This is a genomic window from Pseudomonas sp. Irchel 3E20 (assembly GCF_900187645.1).
Classification (GTDB): Bacteria; Pseudomonadota; Gammaproteobacteria; order Pseudomonadales; family Pseudomonadaceae; genus Aquipseudomonas.
This window is the reverse complement of sequence record NZ_FYEE01000009.1, coordinates 160,135-182,556: the sequence shown is the minus strand read 5'-3', so window position 1 is coordinate 182,556 and position 22,422 is coordinate 160,135. Positions and strand designations below refer to the sequence as shown.

At 55.8% G+C, this 22,422-nt stretch carries 17 protein-coding genes; 14 read left to right on the top strand and 3 right to left on the bottom strand.

The features are described 5' to 3' along the window. Positions 1–7 precede the first annotated feature (7 nt). The 3 genes from icmH to tssJ are packed head-to-tail and all read right to left on the bottom strand — an operon-like array spanning position 8 to position 2,754. Positions 8–778, bottom strand: a complete 771-nt coding sequence (gene icmH, locus CKW13_RS17440) for a type IVB secretion system protein IcmH/DotU (RefSeq protein WP_095109835.1) — start codon at positions 776–778, stop codon at positions 8–10. Then, positions 775–2,121: a type VI secretion system baseplate subunit TssK gene (tssK, locus tag CKW13_RS17435; RefSeq protein ID WP_095109834.1), complete on the bottom strand. Its 1,347-nt coding sequence runs from the start codon at positions 2,119–2,121 to the stop codon at positions 775–777. Before tssK ends, icmH begins: the two co-directional genes overlap by 4 nt. A gap of 39 nt (positions 2,122–2,160) precedes the next feature. Then, positions 2,161–2,754: a type VI secretion system lipoprotein TssJ gene (gene tssJ / locus CKW13_RS17430; protein ID WP_095109833.1), complete on the bottom strand. Its 594-nt coding sequence runs from the start codon at positions 2,752–2,754 to the stop codon at positions 2,161–2,163. A 438-nt stretch (positions 2,755–3,192) separates the two neighbouring features. Here tssJ and CKW13_RS17425 point away from each other — a divergent pair, with 438 nt between their 5' ends. The 14 genes from CKW13_RS17425 to CKW13_RS17360 all read left to right on the top strand — a co-directional run bounded on the left by CKW13_RS17425 (position 3,193) and on the right by CKW13_RS17360 (position 22,224). Then, positions 3,193–3,738 (top strand): hypothetical protein, encoded by a 546-nt coding sequence (locus CKW13_RS17425; protein WP_141233991.1) that lies wholly within the window; start codon positions 3,193–3,195, stop codon positions 3,736–3,738. A 43-nt stretch (positions 3,739–3,781) separates the two neighbouring features. Continuing rightward, positions 3,782–4,285, top strand: coding sequence for a type VI secretion system contractile sheath small subunit (gene tssB / locus CKW13_RS17420; RefSeq protein WP_095109831.1), 504 nt, complete (start codon positions 3,782–3,784; stop codon positions 4,283–4,285). After that, positions 4,282–5,772 carry a type VI secretion system contractile sheath large subunit gene (gene tssC, locus CKW13_RS17415; RefSeq protein ID WP_095109830.1) on the top strand — a complete coding sequence of 497 codons (1,491 nt, stop codon included), beginning with the start codon at positions 4,282–4,284 and terminating at the stop codon, positions 5,770–5,772. Before tssB ends, tssC begins: the two co-directional genes overlap by 4 nt. A 41-nt stretch (positions 5,773–5,813) precedes the next feature. Then, on the top strand, positions 5,814–6,317 hold the full coding sequence (locus CKW13_RS17410) for a type VI secretion system tube protein Hcp (protein ID WP_095109829.1): 504 nt from the start codon (positions 5,814–5,816) through the stop codon (positions 6,315–6,317). Positions 6,318–6,427: 110 nt separating this feature from the next. Further along, complete coding sequence (gene tssE, locus CKW13_RS17405) at positions 6,428–6,916, top strand: type VI secretion system baseplate subunit TssE (protein ID WP_095109828.1); 489 nt, start codon at positions 6,428–6,430, stop codon at positions 6,914–6,916. A 6-nt stretch (positions 6,917–6,922) separates the two neighbouring features. Continuing rightward, entirely contained in the window at positions 6,923–8,749 is a 1,827-nt protein-coding gene (tssF, locus tag CKW13_RS17400) for a type VI secretion system baseplate subunit TssF (RefSeq protein ID WP_095109878.1), read from the top strand. Next, complete coding sequence (gene tssG, locus CKW13_RS17395; protein ID WP_095109827.1) at positions 8,713–9,795, top strand: type VI secretion system baseplate subunit TssG; 1,083 nt, start codon at positions 8,713–8,715, stop codon at positions 9,793–9,795. Before tssF ends, tssG begins: the two co-directional genes overlap by 37 nt. Before the next feature lie 58 nt (positions 9,796–9,853). After that, the gene (gene tssH, locus CKW13_RS17390; RefSeq protein ID WP_218192062.1) at positions 9,854–12,508 is read left to right on the top strand and encodes a type VI secretion system ATPase TssH; all 2,655 of its coding nucleotides are present in this window, start codon (positions 9,854–9,856) and stop codon (positions 12,506–12,508) included. 22 nt (positions 12,509–12,530) lie between these two features. Next, positions 12,531–15,194 carry a type VI secretion system Vgr family protein gene (locus tag CKW13_RS17385; protein ID WP_095109825.1) on the top strand — a complete coding sequence of 888 codons (2,664 nt, stop codon included), beginning with the start codon at positions 12,531–12,533 and terminating at the stop codon, positions 15,192–15,194. 16 nt (positions 15,195–15,210) lie between these two features. Beyond that, entirely contained in the window at positions 15,211–16,110 is a 900-nt protein-coding gene (locus CKW13_RS17380) for a DUF4123 domain-containing protein (protein ID WP_095109824.1), read from the top strand. Positions 16,111–16,263: 153 nt separating this feature from the next. After that, on the top strand, positions 16,264–19,080 hold the full coding sequence (locus tag CKW13_RS17375; RefSeq protein ID WP_371856240.1) for a T6SS effector BTH_I2691 family protein: 2,817 nt from the start codon (positions 16,264–16,266) through the stop codon (positions 19,078–19,080). Further along, positions 19,080–20,237 (top strand): DUF6708 domain-containing protein, encoded by a 1,158-nt coding sequence (locus tag CKW13_RS17370; RefSeq protein WP_095109822.1) that lies wholly within the window; start codon positions 19,080–19,082, stop codon positions 20,235–20,237. Before CKW13_RS17375 ends, CKW13_RS17370 begins: the two co-directional genes overlap by 1 nt. 95 nt (positions 20,238–20,332) lie before the next feature. After that, complete coding sequence (locus tag CKW13_RS17365; RefSeq protein ID WP_141233989.1) at positions 20,333–21,067, top strand: hypothetical protein; 735 nt, start codon at positions 20,333–20,335, stop codon at positions 21,065–21,067. Further along, the gene (locus tag CKW13_RS17360; RefSeq protein ID WP_141233988.1) at positions 21,067–22,224 is read left to right on the top strand and encodes a DUF6708 domain-containing protein; all 1,158 of its coding nucleotides are present in this window, start codon (positions 21,067–21,069) and stop codon (positions 22,222–22,224) included. The genes CKW13_RS17365 and CKW13_RS17360 overlap by 1 nt, the downstream gene beginning before the upstream one ends. The last annotated feature ends 198 nt before the right edge of the window (positions 22,225–22,422 follow it).

Sequence of the window (22,422 nt, the reverse complement as noted above, 5' to 3'; positions counted from 1 at the left end):
AGCTCCTTCAGGGCAGGGTGATGGTCAGGCTGGCCGTGCGTGTGGGAAGCTGAATCACATTGTCGAGTAAGGCCATTTGCTTTTGAGTGTTGCTTGAAAGCGTCAGACTGAAGGCGGTAAAACTGATTGCTCCAACAATCCCCAAGACTAATGCGGGCGTCCACAGCGGAACTTGACGACGCAGGAGGTGGACGACACTGTCCGGTGAGGCCCAGCGGGGGGCGAAGGCGGTTCGTTTGCCTTTGAGAAATACCAACTCTTCGCCCAAGCGGGCGGTTAGATAGCCCAACTGTTCCGAGCCTTCCAGGCGATATTTACCCTGAAAACCCAGCAATAGGCACAAGTGATAGACCTCCAGCGCCTGCAAGCGAATCGCCCCTTTACTGCGCAGCTCTTCCAAATAAGTGAAGAACTTGTCCCCCGCCAACTGATCGCCGAACATCACCAACTGCATCGGATTGAGTTCCCATTGGTCACGGAAGGGGCAATCGGATGCGGAGAGAATCAGCTCGTCAATGGTTGCGCAAAACGCATACTTGGCGGCATGGATGTCTTCGCTCGCGATACCTGCGGTAGTGGCCGTGTTCTCGATCCGGGAAAAAAATTGCTTAATCGCTGTGCTGAACGCTGGGAGGTGTTCGGGAACTTGGCGGCGTTGAATCATGAGTAGCAGATAAAAGCCATCGGACATCAGATCGATCAGGCGTTGTGGAATATTGCCTGTGGGGCTGAGAATTTCTGTGGGGGCAGGTATGTGAGGGGCACTGGTATGGGTCATGGCATCAGGGCTAGCAGTTCAAGTTTCAATTCGGAGAGACCGTTGGGGATGTACACCGTGACGGTCTGGCTTTTAAGCATGTGTTCGTACAATGACCCACGCGGTTCAAGGGCGAAATACAACATGCCTGGTCGCACAGGGATCGCGGACGGTGGCACGGGGATATAGGTCAATGTCACACCGGGCATAGAGGAGGTGACGAGTTTTTCAACCGTATCCGGTGAGCCAATCTTTACCGTGCGCGGCACGATTTCTGCGAGCTCTGCGCCAGCCTTTTCTGCACTGACACCCAAGTAGAGGGTGCAACTTCCATCAATGCGCTCATTGTCCAGGCGACCTTGGTGGTAGGCCGGTTTCACTTGAGCAAGTGCAATGCTGAAGTAACGAGCGGAGATCACGGTGTCTATCAGAGTGTGAATAATGGTGAATAGGGTGTTGAAACCAGGTGCTGGGTGGCGGTGGTCGTAAGGTGGTAGATCAACTAGGCGATGCGTCTTGGAAAACGTTAGCAGGGCGCCTGCCAAACGAAGCAGTTCCTGATGCACGCGCTCAGGATGCAGTCCTGGGTGCTGGAAGAGGTGAGAAAGACTGGCGCATGCGGTATTGCTGGTGTGCAACAACCAGAACGACGCGATGTCTCCAGCCCGAAATTCAACGACATTTTGCGAGGGCTCGCGCAGTGCCTCTTGCATGACCTGAGCCTTCGCGTCGAGGGCTTCAAGCAGCTGGCGTAACTTGATTTGCAGGTTGGGCATGGCAGCCAAATTGACGGAGGGCGCCATGTATTGATCGTCCACCTCAAAGCCTCCGGTACTGCTGCGTTTCAAGCGCGCTATTGGAATAACTTCAAAAGCGTCGTGCGCCTGGTCTTGCGTCAGCAAACGAACGGCCGGGGCTAGGAATGCCACTTCGCTTTCTTCCGCCTCCGTGAACATATCCGGAGTGTGTTCGTTGTTCTGTGTATAGCGACCAGTGTTTGCGCTTAAGTCGCCGGTAGCGAGGTTGCGACCGTACGGGGTCAACTGCGGCAATGCCAGATAGGTGGTGATTTCGGAGACGCCAAGGGGTAGATCTTGAAGCGCGATGGCCGGAGGCAGTGGGGCGCCTTCTGGCGCAGCGTAGAGTTCACCACCCGGAAATACCGCCGACACCTCCAGCACACGCAATGTGCCTTGGGTCAAGGTCGCTTTGTCGATTTTCAGGTGTTGAATGCCCCAGGCGTAAGGCTGCAGCAACTGACGCATCTGGCTCAGCCTTGTCTCGTGATAGCGGTCCTGCTGCTGAAAAAGCTGTGGGCGCAGAAATAGTCCTTCACCCCACAGTATTTTGGTGTTGTGACTCAATGGAGGGCTCCTTGTTGGGGGGGAATGGAAATATCGCCCTTATCGTTTGCTCGGGCATTTGACCGTCGCCAGTGTGTCGGTGGCGCCGGTCGCAGTGCTGATCAGTGCTCCTTGGGTGGAGGTGAGGGCGCATGCATGAACCCCCAAGGTAATTCCCGTCGAAGCGGAAGCATTGGCGTCATACGCAAAACGCCAACGCCGCTCGGCCGGCTCCCGGAAAAACGCAACAATGCCAATGTAAGCGGCACCGTTTTCCAGCTTTTCGTTGAGTTCGTAATGCTGCTCGGGCAGCAACAGCATTTCCCTGGAGTTGACCAGGTCTGAGCCTAGTGCTCTGAGTTCCTGTACATCGTCCAGGAAACTGTCGAAGGGCGTCTGTTCAAAGCGGTCAGTGGCGCGCAAGTGATAAATTTTGATGACCTGTGCCAGCGGTTTTTTATGGGTGCCCTGATTCATATTGGCAGCGGTATGAATGCGTAATGGAATCAGGGTGCTCTTGTCTTCCTGTGTTTCATTACTTGAGCAGCCCATCAAAAAAAATATCCCAATCAGAGGCAGGTACTTAATGTTATTTCCAAGTGCGGTTATGGAGTTGATGAGAAGATGACGAGTGTATTCTTTTTGTGTGTGCATCGGTCAGTAGCTCTAGAACATAAAAATGGTGGTGTTGAGTTATGACACTAAGTTGGTTCGGAGGCTGTCGGCTGCTGGAAGATTGCCTACGCTGAGAATACGAGAATGTATGGCTCTTACCCTGCGCGTGGAGTGTCTAACGGGGCCTCATTGCGACCAATTTGAAAGGTTTGTTTGTATTGGTCAAGTATGAGTGCTGTTTTATGCTGTTTTGGTTTATGTAAAGAGGTGTTTTTCTCAGATAGAGTAAGATGATTTTATTTGTTCTGTAGGAAAAATTACCAATTAAAAAGATCCATGGAAGTTCGATAAAATTTGTTTGCAAGCATTTTTCGGTTGTTATACGGTTCGGTTTCTTACCTGTGCCGGTAATGATTTGCTTGGCTACTGGAAACTCAAACGCTATATGCGGATCTTTTTTGTCAGGGAGGGATGGTTGTGCGTGCCATTCTTATTGTGATTGGTTTTTTGATGACGACGGGGTGCGCAATGCAATCTGCGCAAGATACGCCTACGTTTGAACACTTAATGTTTAAGGCAGATGAACGTATTCAAGCGCGTAACTTTGAAGCGGGTAGGAAGTTGCTGTCAGAGGCTGCGTCCATGGAGCCCACTCGAAAAGAGCCTTGGTTGCGCCAGGCTGAGCTGGAGTTCGAGGCTGAAAATTACGGTGCCGCGATTCTGGCTGCGCAGGAAGTACTGCAGCGGGATGCGGCTAGCACTCGTGCTGACGCCATTCTGACGGTGTCAGGCTTGCGAGTAGCGGTGCAGTCATTGGGAAGGCTGCGCGATGAAAAGGACGTAAATGGCCCTGTGCATCAAGAGGCGCAAAAGCTTGCGGCGAGGTTGCGGGAAACCTTGGGAGCCAAGGCATTGCTGCCTAAGGCCAAAGCTGCGCCACGTAAGCCGGTGCCTGTACCAGCCAAAGCTGCGCCAGCGGCGTCGAGCTCCGATCCGTTCTCCAGCCTGCCGGGCATGAACTGAGAGTGAACCCTTAAGTAAGTATTTGATTGAGGCGGTAGCTGCTATGGCTAAGAAGGAAAGTGTGCAAAAACGCCTGCAAAAGGTGCGGGCGCCTAGGATTCAACTGACCTACGACGTTGAGATTGGCGATGCCATCGAGCAAAAAGAGTTGCCCTTCGTGGTCGGGGTTTTGGGTGATTTTTCCGGAAATCCGGAAACACCTTTGGCACGGCCGAAGGATCGCAAATTTGTGTCGCTCGATCGGGATAATTTTGACGAGGTTATGGCAGCAATGGCGCCACGCGCTACGTATCGGGTGGCTAATGCCCTGACGGGAGAAGGCGAGTTTGGCGTGACCTTGAACTTTCAGTCGCTGGAAGATTTTGGGCCAGAGGCCCTCATTCGTCAGGTGCCAGCACTGCATAAACTACATGAGGCCCGCAGCAAGCTGGCAGACATGCGCAACAAGATCTCAACCAACGAGACCCTTGAGGATGTACTCAGCGACGTGCTGACGAACACTGAACAGATGGCCGCGATTCGTCGCGAATCCAAGGGGGATGTATGAACACTGCAAATGCTCTTGGTGATGTGAGTGCGCCGACGTTAAATGAAGGTGCGAGCCTGCTGGACCAGGTTGTCGAGCAAAGCAAGATTGCTAAATCAGAGTCGGAGCACCTTCGAGCCCGTGACCTGATCGCAGAATTAGTTGCTGAGGTCATGCAGGGTACGGTCGTGGTGTCGGAAAACCTTGCCCGTAGCCTAGATGCGCGTATTGCTGAGTTGGATCGGATGCTTTCGGAACAGCTTTCGCTGGTCATGCATGCTGCAGAATTTCAGCAGCTCGAATCCAGTTGGCGTGGTTTGCACCATTTAGTTACTGAGTCGACTACCGGGGCCATGATAAAAATCAAGGTCTTCAACGCCTCGAAAAAAGAGTTGATGCGCGACTTTAAAGCAGCGTTGGAGTTCGACCAAAGCTCGCTGTTCAAGAAGATCTACGAGGAAGAGTTTGGCACCTTTGGTGGTGCGCCGTTTGGTGCGTTGATTGGTGACTATGCGATCACCCGCCAACCAGAAGACCTGTACTTCCTTGAACAAATGTCCCATGTCGCGGCTGCCGCCCACGCGCCATTCATCACTGCGCCTGCGCCGGAACTGCTTGGGCTGGAGAGTTTTGCTGACCTGGGCCGTCCGCGCGATATGGCCAAGGTGTTTGATACGGTTGAATACGCCAAGTGGAAATCCTTGCGCGATTCGGAAGACGCCCGCTATGTAGGCTTGGTGTTACCGCGCTTTCTTGGGCGCCTACCGTACAACCCTATTGATGGCATCACTATCGACAGCTTCCCTTTCGTAGAGGATGTAGATGGTCGTGACCATTCCCGTTACCTGTGGTGTAACGCTGCTTACGCGCACGGCGTACGTCTTACGCAAGCATTTGAAAACTTCGGATGGTGTGCCGCAATTAGGGGTGTTGAGGGGGGGGGACTGGTGGAAGGACTGCCGACTCATACCTTCAACACCGATGATGGTGAAGTAGCGCTTAAATGCCCGACTGAAGTGGCCATCACTGACCGCCGTGAAAAAGAACTCAGCGACCTGGGCTTTATTTCCCTAGTGCATTGCAAGAACACCGATTACGCGGCTTTTTTTGGCGCGCAGTCATTGCAAAAGCCGCGTAAGTACAACACGGACGCGGCAAACGCCAACGCGCTGCTCTCCTCGCAATTGCAGTACATCTTCGCGGTGTCGCGAATTGCTCATTACCTTAAGTCGATGATGCGCGACAAAATTGGCAGTTTTGCTTCGGTGTCCAGCGTTTCAACCTTTCTAAACACCTGGATCAGCCAATACGTGCTGCTCAATGACAACGCTAGCCAAGAGGCCAAAGCCCAATATCCCTTGCGTGAAGCGTCTATTCAGGTTTCTGAAGTGCCCGGGCGTCCTGGTGTATTTCGCGCTGTGGCGTTCCTACGTCCCCATTACCAACTTGACGAACTGTCGGTATCTCTGCGTCTGGTCGCGGAGTTGCCTGCAGGCGTGAAGGCATAGAGTGACTGTTGCATCAACCCTCCCTAAAAAAGGACGAAGTAATGAAAGACATCTACCTCAAAATTGGACAGCCGGATGTGAAGGGTGAGTCTCTGGATAAGGACCACGCGGATTGGTTGGAAATCGATTCTTGGGTGCATGAAATTCGCCAACCAAAATCGTCAACGGCGTCCGCAACCGGTGGTAATACTGCCGAACGTTGCGAACACGATGCGATGGAGTTCACCAAGACCATGGATGTCACCAGCCCGCAGTTGTATGAAGCAGCGTCCAGTGGAACCACCTTCAAAGAAATCACCATCGAGTTCTTTAAGCGGGACGGCGAAGGTCAGCGCGTGAAGTATTTGGCGATCGATTTGAAAAACGCTGTGGTAGCCAGTATCGCGCCTAAAGTAGTGGCGGGACAGGAGCCTATGGAAACGTTCAGATTGAAGTATGCCGCCGTGCAATGGCGCTACACCCAGAAAGCCAGTGGTGGCGGCCAGCAAGGCAACACCCAGGGTGCGTGGAGCTTGACCAAGAACGACAAATCGTTTGCGGTCTGATTGACGGGTTAATTCGGGCCATGGCGTGGTCATGGCCTCGAACTACTTTTCCAAAACATTTTCTGCATGGCTCTGGGTGAGTATTTCTCGGACCAAAGGACTACTTCTGAGTGAAAGGATACGAACCTAGCCTGCTGGAAAAGCTCTTTGATGAGGCACCGCATAGCGTTGCTCAGGGTAAATTTACTCGGCACACCCTGGAGCAGTTCAAGGAGTCCGTGGCGCTGGATGTTGAGGCTTTGCTCAACAGTCGCTTGGTCATGGAAGAAGACGTTTTAAAAGAGTTCCCACATTGCCAGGCGTCATTGATGACCTATGGCTTGCGCGATGTATCAAGCCGTAGCCTGGCGAGTTCTGTGGACCGTGCGTTTATCTGTACGGCGTTGGAAAAAGCCATCGCCCTGCACGAGACGCGTCTGAAGGATATCCGTGTATCTCTGGATAAGCACCGACGTGCTTCGGGGGGCTTGCGCTTCTCGATCAGCGCAATGTTGATTGTTCATCCGGCACGTGAACCTGTCAGTTTCGATGCATTACTGCAGCCCAGCACTTTGCAGTACCGCGTCAGTAAAACCCGCCGCTTGGCGGTGAGTGAGTAAATGTCCATGGACGATCTCCTGCCGTTTTACGAACGCGAGCTGGCTTTCCTGCGCGGTTACTCTCGTCAGTTTTCTGAACGTTATCCGAAAATTGCCGGTCGGTTGTTGCTGGCCGGCGACGTCAGTGAAGACCCCCATGTCGAGCGGATGATTCAATCGTTTGCCCTAATGGGCGCACGCATCTCGAAAAAGATCGAAGACGATTACCCCGAATTTACCGAAGCACTGCTGCAAGTGCTGTACCCGCACTATTTGCGACCCTTTCCTGCATGCTCGATTACCGCGTTCGATCTCGGTGACGGTGCGGGGAAGCTGTCCGAATGCGTGACATTACCGCGCGGATCGGAGTTGTTGTCCCGTCCTGTGCGGGGTGTGGAATGTCGGTTTCGCACAGTCTACGACGTGACTTTGGCGCCATTGCGCATTGCATCGGCGCGTTTTAGCCCTTTGGTCCAGGCACCCCGAGCTGTGCAAATACCCCTCAAGGCCAGCGCCCAGCTTTCAATTACCTTCGAGCTCCAGTCTACTCATGGCTCCATGCGAGAGCTGGGGCTGGATCATGTTCGATTGTTTATCGACGGTGAACCTTCGTTTTGTGCAGTGCTGCGCGATGTGCTCGCGCTGAATGTCGCAAAGGCCTATCTCGAGTCGAGCGACAGCGGGCAATGGCAGGCACTCTGCGCGTCACCGATGAAAAGTGTTGGTTTTGCCGAGAATGAGGCGCTGATTGATTGGCCGGCGCGCGCCCATCCGGCGTATCGGTTATTGACGGAATTTTTCGCGTTTCCAGAGAAATTTGGTTTCTATGACTGCGATTTGAGCGGTGCTCAAGGCCGGCGTTTCACGCTGCATCTATTGCTCAGCGATGTGCTTCCAGGTTCGACCGCTTCGCGGCTGCTGGAAGGGCTATCCGCCGCCAACGTGCGCTTGCACTGTACGCCGGTGGTGAACCTGTTTCGACAGCACGCACGTCCTATTTTGGTATCGCACCAGGCTGTCTCATACAGCGTTGTCGCAGACCAACAAGCGGCGTCTGCGTTTGAAGTGCATGCCATCGAATCAGTCACCCGTGCCACCGAAACAGCAGGTGGAGAATCCCAGAGTGAGATCCGGCCATTCTATTCGTTGCACCACGGCGAATGCCAAGAGCGTAACGGTCTTTACTGGGTGGCACACCGGGATGAAAATCTGGCGCGTAAAAGCCCTGGTCATGAACTGCAATTGACCATAGTCGATCCTGACATGGACCCCATTTCTCCAGGCAATTCGTCATTAAGCCTGGAGCTGACCTGCAGCAATCGCAATCTCCCTGAGCAACTCGCCTATGGCGTGCCGAGCGGAGATTTACGTATGCCCGGTGGCTCCCTGGCACAGCGTATTTCGCTGTTGCGCAAACCTACGGCAGCCGTGCGTTTTGCCTGTGATCGCGGCGCGCAATGGCGCTTGATTTCCCATTTGTCGCTCAACCACCTATCGCTGGTCGAGGGGGGGGCTGCTGCGTTTCGCGAAATGCTCAAGCTCTACGACTTGCAGCGTTCAGCCACGACCGCCCGGCAAATCGAAGGTATACACGAGCTAAACCACCGCCCGGTCACAGCCTGGCTGCCCGGAAAATACTTCGCCAGCGTGGCGCGCGGGACCGAAATACGGTTGGTGATCGATGATGAAAGCCTTGTCGGTATCGGCCTGCATATCTTTGCCCAGGTGCTGGATCACTTCTTTGGGCTTTACGTTCACGCCAACAGCTTCACGCAACTGGTGCTGATATCCAAACACAGCGGTGAGGAGGTCCTTCGATGCCAACCCCGAAGCGGCGACTCGATACTGGTGTGATCGCTCGGATGGTCGAGCAACCTTATCGCTATGAGTTTTTTCAGGCGGTTAGGGTGCTTGAGCATCTGTTTGTTGGGCAGGGCGATCGACCCGGCGACGTGGTGGGTAAGCGGCTGCAATTTCACAACACATTAGCCTTGGGCTTTCCGGCCAGTGAGCTTGAACGGATGGAGGTGTTGGCAAACACCCCCGAACAGGGGCTGGAACGTGTTGAACGATGGCAGGCGCATTTTCAGGGTCATCTTGATTCTGTGTCACTGACGCCGGCGTTTTTTGGCCTATTGGGAGGGCAGGGAGCGTTACCTCTGTCCTACACCGAGCGCCTGGGCGAGCGGGAGTTGGTCCATCGCGATCGGGCTGCGCGAGCTTTTCTGGACATCTTCAGCAACCGCGCCACGGCGTTGTTTTACGGCGCGTGGAAGAAGTACCGACTCGCTTTGCAGTACGAGTTGGATCGCCAGGGGCGTTTTCTGCCGTTGACCCAAGCCTTAACCGGCTTGACTCAACGCTCTCTTTCCAACGACCCCGCATCGGGCGGTGTATCCGACCCAGCCCTTGCGTTCTACAGCGGGGCCATCGGCCATCGGCCGTTGTCGGTGACGTATTTACAACGCGTACTCAGCGAATATTTCCAGGTACCCATACGAATTGAGCAGTTTGTTGGCGGTTGGCATTCGGTACCAACGGATCAACGCTCTTTCCTGGGCGCCCCCGGCTTGACATTAGGGCGCAATGCCTTGGTCGGTGGGCGGGTCTGGCAGCGCGATTTGCGCATGCGCTTATGGGTAGGGCCGCTGTTACGCGAAACGTTTGATGACTTTTTGCCCGGTGCGAACGCCGCTAAGGCGTTGGCAACATGGCTGACCTTGATGGTCGGCAGCAGCCTGGAGTTTGAGGTGTGCCTGGTCCTGAAAGCCGATCAGGTGGGCGGGGTAACCCTGTCACCAATAGGCAGCAGACGGTTGGGCAGGGATGCGTTCCTGGTCACCCAGGCGCAACACATGGATCGCACCGATGCCCGTTACCAGATCGTCACATTGCATTGAACACGTGGGGCAACGCTGACGGCTTGACCACGACATTTATCTAGGACGCACGATGAGCATTTCACTGAAAACCCTGATCGCCAAACTCAACACCACCTGCCGTCAAGCCGCCGAACAAGCCGCCAGCCGTTGTCGGGCGCGCGGGCATTTTGAGGTGGAGGTTGAACATCTGTTGTTGGCCTTGCTGGAGCAGCGCCACAGTGATGTGTCCGTCATCGTCAAGCGCAGCGGCTTGAGCCTGGAGCAACTGGAGGCGGAACTCAGTCAGGAGCTGGGCACGCTACGCGACGGTAACACCCGCACCCCGGTGTTCTCGATGCAACTGCCGGTATGGCTCGAAAGTGCCTGGCTGATTGCCTCTCTGGAAGCACAGGACGGGGCTATTCGTAGCGGTCACTTACTCCTCGCATTACTGACCCAGCCGGCCCTGGCGCAACGGGCGACTCGTAGTTCGACAGTTCTGGCGCAGTTGTCGCCTGAAGACCTTAGGGCTCATTTCGATCGCTTCACCGAAGGCTCCCAGGAGCAGGATCATGTCAGCGGGGCTACGCCTGAAGGAGAGGCCAGTGAGGGGGCCGCTGTGCGGGTGAAAACACCGGCGCTGGATCAGTTCACCACCAGCCTGACCCAGCGCGCCCGTGACGGGCTACTGGACCCGGTAATCGGGCGTGAGATGGAAATTCGCCAGGTGATCGACATCCTCATGCGCCGGCGGCAAAACAACCCGATCCTCACCGGCGAAGCCGGTGTGGGCAAGACGGCCGTTGCCGAAGGACTGGCGCACGCCATCGTCGCCGGCGATGTGCCTAGCGCGTTGCTGGGCGTTGAATTGCTGGCGTTGGACATGGGGTTGCTGCAAGCCGGGGCCAGCGTCAAAGGTGAGTTTGAACTGCGCCTTAAAAACGTCATTGAAGAAGTCAAAAAGCACCCGGTCCCCATCATTCTGTTTATCGACGAAGCCCACACGTTGATCGGTGCCGGGGGCACGGCTGGGCAAAATGATGCTGCCAATCTGCTCAAGCCTGCCTTGGCGCGCGGGGAGCTGCGTACTTTGGCGGCCACCACATGGTCCGAGTACAAAAAGTATTTTGAGAAAGATGCGGCACTGGCCCGTCGCTTTCAGATGGTCAAAGTGGATGAGCCGTCTGAGCCGGTAGCGGCCGCGATGTTACGAGCGTTGGTTCCATTGATGGAGCGGCACTTCAATGTCCGCGTGCTGGATGAGGCGGTCACTGAAGCGGTGCGGCTGTCGCATCGCTATATCAGCGCCCGGCAACTGCCGGACAAGGCCGTTAGCGTGTTAGACACGGCTTGTTCAAGGGTCGCCTTGAGCCAAGGAGTACGGCCCGCGCTGATTGCCGATCTTCAGAAACAGTTGGAGCAACTGGAGGTCCAGCGCCAGGCCTTGAACCGTGAGCTAGCCAGTGGCGCACAGCATGAGAAACGCTTGATTGAGTTGCAAGCGCAATCGCAGACGCTGACCCAACAGTTGGACGAGGCCAATGCGCTTTGGCAGCAAGAAGCCTCGCTGGTCCAACGTATCGCTGAACTGCGAGCCGAATTAGAGCAGGCACCTTCCTCGATCAATCCTCCTGCGCCAGGGCGTAAAAAAGTTTCCGTGTCGCCGCTGCGATTGGAGCTGGACGAGGCCTTGGGCGCCTTGGCCAAGGTGCAAGGGGAAAGTCCGTTACTGCCCTTGCAGGTTGACGCCAATGTCATTGCCCAGGTGGTTTGCGCATGGACTGGCATTCCTTTGGGCAAGATGGTCAAGGACGAAATTCGCACGGTGCGCACTTTAGGTGACGTACTGGAGACCCGGGTGATCGGTCAGCCCCACGCCTTGGCCGCTATCGCACAGCGGGTGCGTACCGCGCGTGCTTATCTTGAAGACCCCAGCAAACCCAAGGGGGTATTCCTGTTCGTCGGACCTTCCGGCGTAGGCAAGACTGAGACCGCTCTGGCCTTGGCCGATGCGCTGTACGGTGGCGAACGCAAGTTGATTACCTTCAACATGAGTGAATACCAGGAGGCGCACAGCGTTTCGGGGCTCAAAGGCTCGCCGCCCGGGTATGTCGGTTACGGCGAAGGCGGGCAACTGACCGAAGCCGTGCGACGTAACCCGTACAGCGTGGTGCTGCTCGACGAAGTAGAAAAGGCTCACCCGGATGTGCTCGAACTGTTTTATCAGGTGTTTGATAAAGGCGTGTTGGACGACGCCGAAGGCCGCGAAATCGACTTTCGTAACACGCTGATAATCCTCACCAGCAATACCGCCTCGTCGCTAATCATGCAGGCATGCCTCAACAAAACGCCCGATGAACTGCCGGATGTCAAACAGTTGTCGGAGCTGATCCGCCCCACGCTGTACAAGACCTTCAAGCCTGCCTTTCTGGGGCGCATGGATGTGGTGCCTTATTACCCGATCAACGATGAGTCGTTGGCCGCGATTATCCGTTTGAAACTGGATCGCGTCGGTCGCCGTGTCGAGGCCAATCACCAAGCTGAGTTCCACTACGACGATGCGCTGGTTGAGTCATTGCTGGTGCGTTGCACTGAAGTGGACATCGGCGCCCGTGCCGTTGACCAGATCATCAATGGCAGCCTGCTTCCGGAAATCGCCGACGCCGTTCTGGCACGCATGGCCGAGGGGCAGGCGCTGTCTCGAATCAAAGTCGGTGCCAATAAGCGCGGCTTTACCTACCAGATCAAGTGAACTCCATCGGGAAGGATGACCTGTGACGTTCTCCACCGCCTTAACGCAACAGCAACGCCTCTTGCAACTGCACACCCCTTTGGGCGCAGACGCGCTGGTCGCCGAGTACCTCGACGGTTGGGAGGCGCTGGACCAGCAAGGCTATTGCTTGCAACTCAGTGCCTTGTCCGCAGACGAGCGTTTGCCTATTGAGCAACTGGTCGGCGCACCGGTGTTGTTGCAGATGCAGTGTGCTGACTCGCGCACGGATATGCGGGCCTTTCATGGGCATGTCAGCCATTGCACCCGCGTTGGCAGCAATGGGGGCTTGGCCCGTTATCAGTTGCGTATCGAGCCGTGGCTGAGCCTGCTGCAACACCGGCAAGACAGCTACGCCTTTCATGACCTGACTGTGATGCAGATTTGCGAGCAAATCTTCGGGTTCTATAGCCAGGGCGTGGTTCAGCCGCGGTGGCGCTGGGCCCTGGCGGATCCGGGCGTGTACCGCAAGCGCAGCCTGACGACTCAATATCAGGAAAGTGACCTGGCGTTTGTGCAGCGCTTGCTGGCTGAGGAAGGCATTGCCTATCACGTTGAGCATCTCGGCGATGCCCAGGCCCCCAGCCTGGGCAGCCATACCTTGGTGCTGACCGACAGCAACAGCAAACTGGCCCCGCATGCCCCGGTATCGGTGCGTTTTCACCGCAGCGACGTCACCGAGGCAGAGGACAGTGTTCAGCACTGGGCAGAAGAACAACGTTGGAGGGTGGGGCAGGTACAGCGCCAAAGCTGGGACTACCGCAGCCATTCATTGTTGTCAGCGCACGCACAGGGCGACACGGGCATCAGCGGCTGTGTGGACCAGGACACGGCCGGCCCTTACGCCTGGACGGACACCACCCAGGGTGAGCAGCGTGCCCGTCAGCACCTCAATGCCCAACAGGTTGCGCGTCGGCAAGTGCACAGCCAGGGGACATGGCGGCGCCTGGCAGCGGGCTCCCTCCTGTGTCTGAGTAACCACGACAGCGTTCAGGCAGACGAACCCATGCTGTGCATCCGTGTGCGCCATCAGGCCCGCAATAACCTGGATGCTCAACTGCAAGCGGCCGTGCTAGCAGGGCTGGGGCCGCTGCCCGACCAGCCGCAGGCCGTCTATCGCAACCACTTCACATTGATCCCCGCCAGCCACCCCTATCGCCCGCAAACCCAGGACGGTCACGGCCGCCGCCTGCATCCTGTCCCAACCGTCCACGGCGCGCAGAGCGCCATTGTGATCGGCGACGGCGGCCCGGTGCTGACGGACCGTGACCAACGCATCAAGGTGCAATTCCACTGGCAGCGCGGTGAACGCTCCTCCAGCCATCGCCCCCACCCGCGCGCGACCGACAATGCACCGGCAGACGCCAGCGTGGGCACGTGGGTGCGCGTGGCCGCGACCCAGGCCGGCGGCAATTGGGGCAGCGCCTGGGTGCCTCGGGTCGGGCAGGAGGTGCTGGTAGAGTTCCTTGAAGGGCATATCGACCGCCCCGTGGTCATCGGCTCGTTGTACAACGGCCGGGGCCAGGTCGAGGCGGCGCATAACCAGATCGCGGGCGGGCCCTCGGGCAGTACCGGCAATGCCCCGGCGTGGTTCCCCGGTAACCAGCACGCGGGGGTACTCAGTGGCTGGAAAACCCAAGACCTGTCCACCAGCGCCACCGGCAACGGCGGCTATCGACACCTTCAGTTCGACGACACCCCCGGGCAAAGCCGCGTCCAGCTCTACACCACCGACCAAGACACTGGCCTCACCTTAGGGCACCTCAAGCAGACCCAAGACAACAAACGCCTGACCGATCGAGGCTACGGCATCGAACTGCACACCCGGGCCCAAGGCGCTTTACGCGCCGGCACCGGGCTCTTGCTGACCACGGAGCCGGCGGACCAGCAAATGCAGGCCAAGGGGCTGTTGGCCGAGCTGGAAAAAGCCCAAGAGCAAGTGGACCAATTAGCCGACAGCGCCACCCAGCAGAATGCCGGGCTCGCCCACGACGGCAAGCCATTGCCCACCCGTAAAGCCCTGCAAAACAGCCAGGAAAGTCTCCAGGCAACGCAACAGGGAAGCGCAGCAGGCTCGGGCATCGGCGGTGGCGAAGGGCAAGTCGCGGCATGGAGTAAACCGCTTCTCGCGCTCTATGGCCAAGCGGGCGTACTCAGCCTGACCCCCAAGCACCAGATCTGGGCCACCGGTACGCAATGCCTACTCAACGCCGGCGCCGACATCAACCTCACCGCCCAAGGCCACGCAGCCTTCCTCGCCGCCCAAGGCCTGGTGCTGTTTACCCGAGGCACAGCAGGCGACAACCGGCCCATCGCGAACACCGGCATCGCCCTGCACGCCGCCACGGGCGCGGTCAGCGTACAAGCGCAAAGCGACAAAATCAGCGTTGCCGCACAGCAGAACATACGCATGGTCAGCACCCAAGGCAGCGCCCATGTCCAGGGCAAACAGCAGGTGTCGCTGAACGTGCAAGGGGCAACGATCCGGCTGGGAGGGGACAACATTGAAATCCACGCGCCGGGGGCGGTGACGTTCAAGGCGCAGCGTCATGCCTTAACGGGCCCAAAGAGCGGGGCCCCTAATCCAGTTGTGTTGAATAAAGGCCGGTTCACGAGTTGTGAGTTCAAAAATAGCGAAGCGGACATGACAGGTGCATCAGTTGTTTAGGAAAGGGGAGACTTCTATGGACGAGGTCGACATCAGTGCAATCAAGGACCAGTTGTTTAACAAGGTGGAGGTGTATCCCAACACCTATGTTTTGCTGGACATGGCGCGTCCTCACGCATTGGATCAAGTTGTGCGGGATCGGGCGCAAGAAAATATGGCGTACTTGAAGCATTCCGATTTCGCTCAATGGCCTCAAAAAGCGCCACTACTGGTGAGGTTAGAGGATCGTCACGACCCGTTGTTGGATGCCAGTGTTGACCTGGCAGTACAACAAACGATGAGTTCTGCGTGTCGTCTACGGCAGGTTGGTGGTTGGTTATTTTCCTCGCTGTCCCCAGCGCCGTTGGCGAGCCTGTTAAGTTCGAAGCTCAAGCTGCTGCACGCTAATGGTAAGGCCCGGCTGCGGTTCTATGACCCTCGAGTGATGGCACAACTTCCTGTTGTTTTCGACATGCCGCAGGTGATGCAACTCGAGAGTGGTGTCGAGCAATGGAACTATTTGAATGAGGGGGCACAGTTACAGCAAACGACATATCCCTCCTCTGCAGCTATAAGTCGAGCGCCGTTTCTCGCGAGTGCCGAGCAGTGGTCAGCATTAAAGCAGGTTGAAGTCGTTAACTCGGCAGTTCAAGTATTACGGACATTGGGTTGTTCCTATGAGCGTGACTGGGTCGCTCAAATAACCCTGTTAGTCCAGCGCGCGATTGGACAAGGCCTCACGGGAGGAATGGAGCAAGCAACTTTCGCAGTGTTAGGCGTTTGGTTGCATCGCAATTTTGACCAGCACCCTCGTATTCGCCAAGTGCTGGAGGACGCCCGGAAAGTGGGGAGCAGCTTTGGTGAAGCGATAGATGCAATGAGCGGCGATGAACTTCTACGTATCAAGCAGGAAATGGAACAGACCCATGCAGGCTAGTTTTGTCAGCCCCTCAGTGTTTTTTACGCAGTTGCAGGGGGCAATGCTGAATACATCACAGGTGGTCACTGTCCGGGCGACAAACGCCACGAGCATACATAGACCGAGGCAACGCCAAAGTGTCGATCGAGTCACTCATCGGATGATATTGCTGTGAGCAATCCAATAATAAAAGCCGTCCAACATTCAGTGTTGGCGAATACGCCTGGCAAATGCTCTTTCTGTGACAAGCAGGGCTTGCTGATCTTTCCATTGCGGCACTCGGCTTTCTGCAGCGAAAGCCCGCAGTTGCTGGATAAAGTCTCGGTGGTGTCGCTGGGTGAATCCTTCGACTTTCCCCAGGTACGTTTCGGTGCGCGGATGTTGCGCAAAAGTTACCTGTATGTGCTGGTGGAGCGTAAAGGGCTGAAAACCTGGCAGTCGTACTTTGTGACCGACGATGCGCGGCTTTACCAGTTCGCGCCACTTTATCCGCCGTCACCCAGCCTTGCCTTCAGTTGCTATCGGGACGCCAACGCGGCTTCTACCTCGGTGGTGAGTATTGAAAAACCGCAAGAGGTGAACAGCACGTACTGGTTGTACACCCCGGACCCATTGTCCGAAGCCAAGCTGGACGAATACCAAGCGTTTGCGGCGGCGTTCGCCCATGACGGAAAAATGCAACGGTTTAGCCCGGCAGACTGGGTCAGCGGTCGCCGCCAGCAGCCGTTTAGCCTTGAGCCCAGCGCCTTGGCGCAATGGGTGTTGGAGTACAAGGCGCTGGGTATCCGGGCCACGGCGACGGCTCAAGATGCGGCCCCGACGCATTTGGCCGCGCGCTCCCCAGCACTGCTCAATGCCCTGAATCAGCAAGCGTATCCGCCGCTTTGTCCTTCTGATGCGCTGCAGAGCGGGCGTCTGATGGCGTCACAGGCGCGCCTTGAAACGCTGCGCGACACGCTGGAACACGGGCAGGGCGCGGCCCTGGTGTTGCGCGATGGCATTGGGGTGACCCAGGAACTGAACGCCTGGCGTAATGCCGCCCTGGAGGGCGCGGAGCCCTGGCTGAATGAAGAGCAGGACGGCGTCAACAACCACTGGCGGGTTCAAGTTGCTTTGCGGCTCAAGGATGTGCGCGAGGGCATACGTGAGCACCGTATTCAAAAAGCCGATGAGAGCATCGACACCTGGGCGTACGACAGCCACACCGAAGACAACCTGCAAGGCATGTTTCCAGACAAAAACAAAGACGAACGGGAAGCTTACGTTCAGCGTGTGCTGCGCCAACGCAGTGGGAGGATGAGCGAACTCGAATTGATCCTTGAAGAGTCCAGTATTCGCAAAGAGGCGAAACGGCTTTACCCGGATACCGGTGCCGAGGCACGCGAAAGCATGCGCGAGTCGGCCAAGGCTGCCACGCGCCAGCTCATGGGCGAAGAGGCCATCGAACGGCGTAAAAAACGCGCCGAAGCGCAGGCGCTCAAGTTGTTCGATCAACTCGATATGAATGAGGTGGATGCGGTACTCGCACAATTCGACGCGAAAACCGCCGAGTGCGAAGCCACTGCCCAAGCGCGGGCCAGCGATCATGTGACGGTGTTGCAAAGTCCCTACCTGCTCAATGCCCTGTATGCCTACGACCCGCAGGACTGGGCACGCGGTTGGGCGTTCGCGATCCAAACGGCCCTGTGCACGCTGGGCATGGAGGCGTGCCCGCCTGGCCAGGCCTTGCTGGCACAGTGGTGGGAAGACACGCACATTGCCGACGGCAACCTGTTCTGGCGCGGCTATGCCCTGAATCAACAGGCACTGCTCGAAGACACCCGCGTGGGCTTGGCTGAAAGCAAATCGTTGTTCGCCAGCCTGCCGCTCAAAGACATCGCCGCCATCGCCATCCAGGAAATCAAACGCGGTAAAAGCATCATCACGTCTTTCGAGAAGGCCAATAAGGTCTTGGCCGATGGCGAAAAACTGACGCCCATGGACTGGCTGGCCCGCTCACAAATGGGCGTGTTGATGGGCTGGTATGCGCAACTGGCCAAAGGGGTATTTACCTACGGCTCGCCCAACAGTGTCGATAAGGTCATGGCCAATGTGCTGGTCACGGCGGTGAGCTGGCGCCTTGGGAAATACGCCCCGCAGTTACGCCTGGAGGAGTTGGCAGAAGCCAAAACACCGAAAAGCATCGATCAGGTACGTGCGCAGTTGCAGGTACGGGTGCGGGCATCGGTTCAAGCGGAATTGGAGTCCGGCAAGGTGGGTAATTTCTATGCGTTGCGCATCGGCGTGATCGTCGGGCTATACGAAGCGTTCCAGCTTTATAACAAAGCGCAGGCCATGCCGGATGGCAATAAGCAAAAAGCGGAGTTTGCAGCGGCAGCGCTGGCGACCACCGCTGTTGCGCTGGACTTGATGCACACCGGGGCGGAGTGGACCAGCAAGAAGTATGGGGCTGGGACTGCGACAGGTCGGATTGCCGCAAACTGGGGTGGGGGGTTGAGGTTGTATGGGGGGTTTTTGGGGGCGGTCAGTGGGGCGATTGGTGGTTCGCTAGATGTAAGCACTGCTATTGATCAAATCCATAAAAAGAGATTTTCGTTAGCTCTCGCCTATAGTGTTAAAGGCGTTGCCACGTTCGGAGTTGCGGCTCTTTCTATGGGGCTTGCCATGTCTGGTAGCGGTCCATATTTGCGAATGCTAATTGCTAGGACCGGAAACATCGTTGCTTTGAAAATGCTTTCTATTTTAGAACTAGTGGCGACGCGTTTGGCTGCAGAGCGAGCGCTACTTATGATGCGTGTGGGTTTGGCTCGGCTTACTTGGGGCTTGTTGCTAATTGGTGGGGCAATATGGCTGTTTGAGCCAAAAGCTGTTGAGGCGTGGTGCGATAAGTCAGTATTTCGGAAAAATAAAAAATCTAGCGGATTTAAAAATCAAGCTGAAGAGGTTGTAGGCTTGGAGTCTGCCTTCATTAGTATGGTTGGTGAGTGATGTTTTTATTTGAACGTATGATGTGGTCTGTCAAAACAGAAAGTCCAGAGAAACGAGAATTCTGGAGAAGGGAAACCGAGCAAAATGGTACGGGGGGGGGCTCGGTTTCTGAACGTGCGGATGAAAAATCAAAGCTATGGGAGTTTTACGAGTCTGCCAGTGATACTCCTACTTGCGCGGATTCATTGTATGGTTTTGAAGAAAACTGTATTGATGTCAGAGCAGCTTTTCAAGAGGAAAAACGTGGACTCATTGCATTTGCCTTCTTGGGGTTATCTGTGGGGCTAAACTCGTACATGTTTTATGGTTTTGTATGGGCGGTTATTAGTGTGTTGGTTGCTGATTTTAATACTGATAAAACTGTAGGTATTGATGGTTGGTTATTTGGTGCTCTGATTGTTTGTCTCTGGTTTGTTATGAATTACTACTTGTGGAAATATACGTGGCGTTGGATACGTGTAGAACTATTTACCCAGCGTCATCTCATTGCCCGCTTCAACCGTAAAACGCGCCAAATCTACGTTAATCGCCCGGATTATGCCGGCGGTATTGTCACATTGCCCTGGGAAGCCGTAATCCCTGCCATCAACCCGGAGGATCCAGATTTTATGGGAATAGGTGGTTTCCTCCTTTTGGCTTTTCCATCGGAACACACAGGCGCAGGCTATGACGAAGTTCTAATGTTAGGCCGCCCCATGCATGGCAATGATGAACTAGTCGGTTTCTGGGAATTCATCCGCCGCTATATGGAGGAGGGGCCACAAGCCGTGCCCAAACCTAAAAGGTTACTGCCTCTAAGCCCCACCCCCATCGAGCCTATCCGGGCCACTCTTCGTTTCATGTCCGGCTTCTGGCGCAACGGCGGAAAGATCGCCGCGGTGGTTACGGGGACTTTGCTTTCTCCCCTTATTCTTCTGCACGCGCTGTGCCATTGGATTTCTTTACTGCTGTGCTGGGCGCCTCGCTGGCCCAAGGAAATTCAAGAAGCAGGGCAACCCGGTAAGCCGATCCCCAAACTCACGACAGCGGAGGACTTTGGTCCCGTCATCGGCGCCCACTTGCGGGCCAATACCTTGAAAGAGCGTATCGATACGCCTATGCCAGAACGCAAAGGATGGCGGCCGGCGGCTCGGCCCCAGGACTACGGCGATGTGTAGTGGGCGCATGTGCCGGAAAAAGCATAGATCGGGTACGTGCGCAGTTGCAGGTACGGGTGCGGGCATCGGTTCAAGCGGAGTTGGAGTCCGGCAAGGTGGGTAACTTCTATGCGTTGCGCATCGGCGTGATCGTAGGGCTATACGAAGCGTTCCAGCTTTATAACAAAGCGCAGGCCATGCCGGATGGCAATAAGCAAAAAGCGGAGTTTGCAGCGGCAGCGCTGGCGACCACCGCTGTTGCGCTGGACTTGATGCACACCGGGGCGGAGTGGACCAGCAAGAAGTATGGGGCTGGGACTGCGACAGGTCGGATTGCAGCAAACTGGGGTGGGGGGGTGAGGTTGTATGGGGTTTTTTTGGGGGCGGTCGCTGGGGCGATTGGTGGGGTATTAGATATTGGGAGCTCGATTGAACAAGATCAAAAAAATCGAAGCTATTTATCGGTGGCCTATTTGATTAGAGCAATGGCCTCCTTTGCTGTAACTGCGTTGATTGCCGGTATCGCAGTTTCGGGTAGCGGGCCCTATTTACGTATGTTGATGAATCGTACCGGAAATCCAATAATTTTAAGTATTTTGAAAGTGCTAGACTTTTTCGCTAGACGTTTAGCAGCTGAGCATGTGTTGAGGTTGATGCGTGCAAGTTTGGCACGACTCGCATGGGCTGGCCTAGCTATAAGTTCGATAGTTTGGCTGTTGCAGCCAAAGATTGTGGAGGTATGGTGCGAAAAATCAGTTTTCCGCATGAATAAAAAAACGAAAGGGTTTAAAGGGCAGGGTGAAGAACTGGTTATGTTAGGAGATGCATTCAACAAAATGGTGAGTGTCTGATGTTCTTATTTGAACGAGTGATATGGTCTGGTAGAACCGAGAGCCCGGGACAGCGGGAGTTTTGGGAAAAGGCAGTGAATGAAGGCGGAAAACCTGCATCTGTGATTATGTCATCTTCTAGCATTAGCAATAAAGTATGGGAATATTATGAGTCGACGAGCAATCACCCTTCCGATGCTGAATCTATCTACGTGTTTAGTGATGAATATATTGATGTGCGCGCAGCATTCCAGGAGGAAAAACGGGGTTTAATAGCGTTCGCCTTTTTATCCGTTGCCGTAGTTTTAAATTTGTATGCTTTTTATGCGAGTTTTTGGGTGTCGCTCGAAAGATTTTTAATAGGATCTTCTTTGTATGGTGAGTGGGGTTTTTCTTTTATGGTTGGTGCTATTATTAAAATAGCAATTTGGTGTGCTATGAACTACTTCCTCTGGAGGTATACGTGGCGTTGGATACGTGTAGAACTATTTACCCAGCGCCATCTCATTGCCCGTTTCAACCGTAAAACGCGCCAAGTCTACGTTAATCGCCCGGATTATGCCGGCGGTATTGTCACATTGCCCTGGGAGGCCGTAATCCCTGCCATCAACCCGGAGGACCCAGATTTTATGGGCATCGGGGGCTTTCTCTTACTCGCCTTTATGTCGGAACACACGGGCGCAGGCTATGACGAAGTTCTAATGTTAGGCCGCCCCATGCATGGCAATGATGAACTAGTCGGTTTCTGGGAGTTCATCCGCCGCTATATGGAGGAGGGGCCGCAAGCCGTGCCCAAACCTAAAAGGTTATTGCCTCTAAGCCCCACCCCCATCGAGCCTATCCGGGCCACTCTTCGTTTCATGTCCGGCTTCTGGCGCAACGGCGGAAAGATCGCCGCGGTGGTTACGGGGACTTTGCTTTCTCCCCTTATTCTTCTGCACGCGCTGTGCCATTGGATTTCTTTACTGCTGTGCTGGGCGCCTCGCTGGCCCAAGGAAATTCAAGAAGCAGGGCAACCCGGCAAGCCGATCCCCAAACTCACGACAGCGGAGGGCTTTGGTCCCGTCATCGGCGCCCACTTGCGGGCCAATACCTTGAAAGAGCGTATCGACACGCCTATGCCAGAACGCAAAGGATGGCGGCCGGCGGCTCGGCCCCAGGACTACGGCGATGTGTAGTGGCATGTCCAGCGCAAAGGCCGATGAAGGCCAATGCCATCCCGAGAAAGACCAAGAGCGCAGCGCTGATCTGCGCCCCGAACAACCCCTATACGCCGAAGTCCACGAACATCAGTAGCAGTTCCTGTCTGGAGGCGAACCCTGCACCGACACCTGTGCGCCGTGGATAGCCTTTTCGTCAGGCTGCGCAGGCGTAAG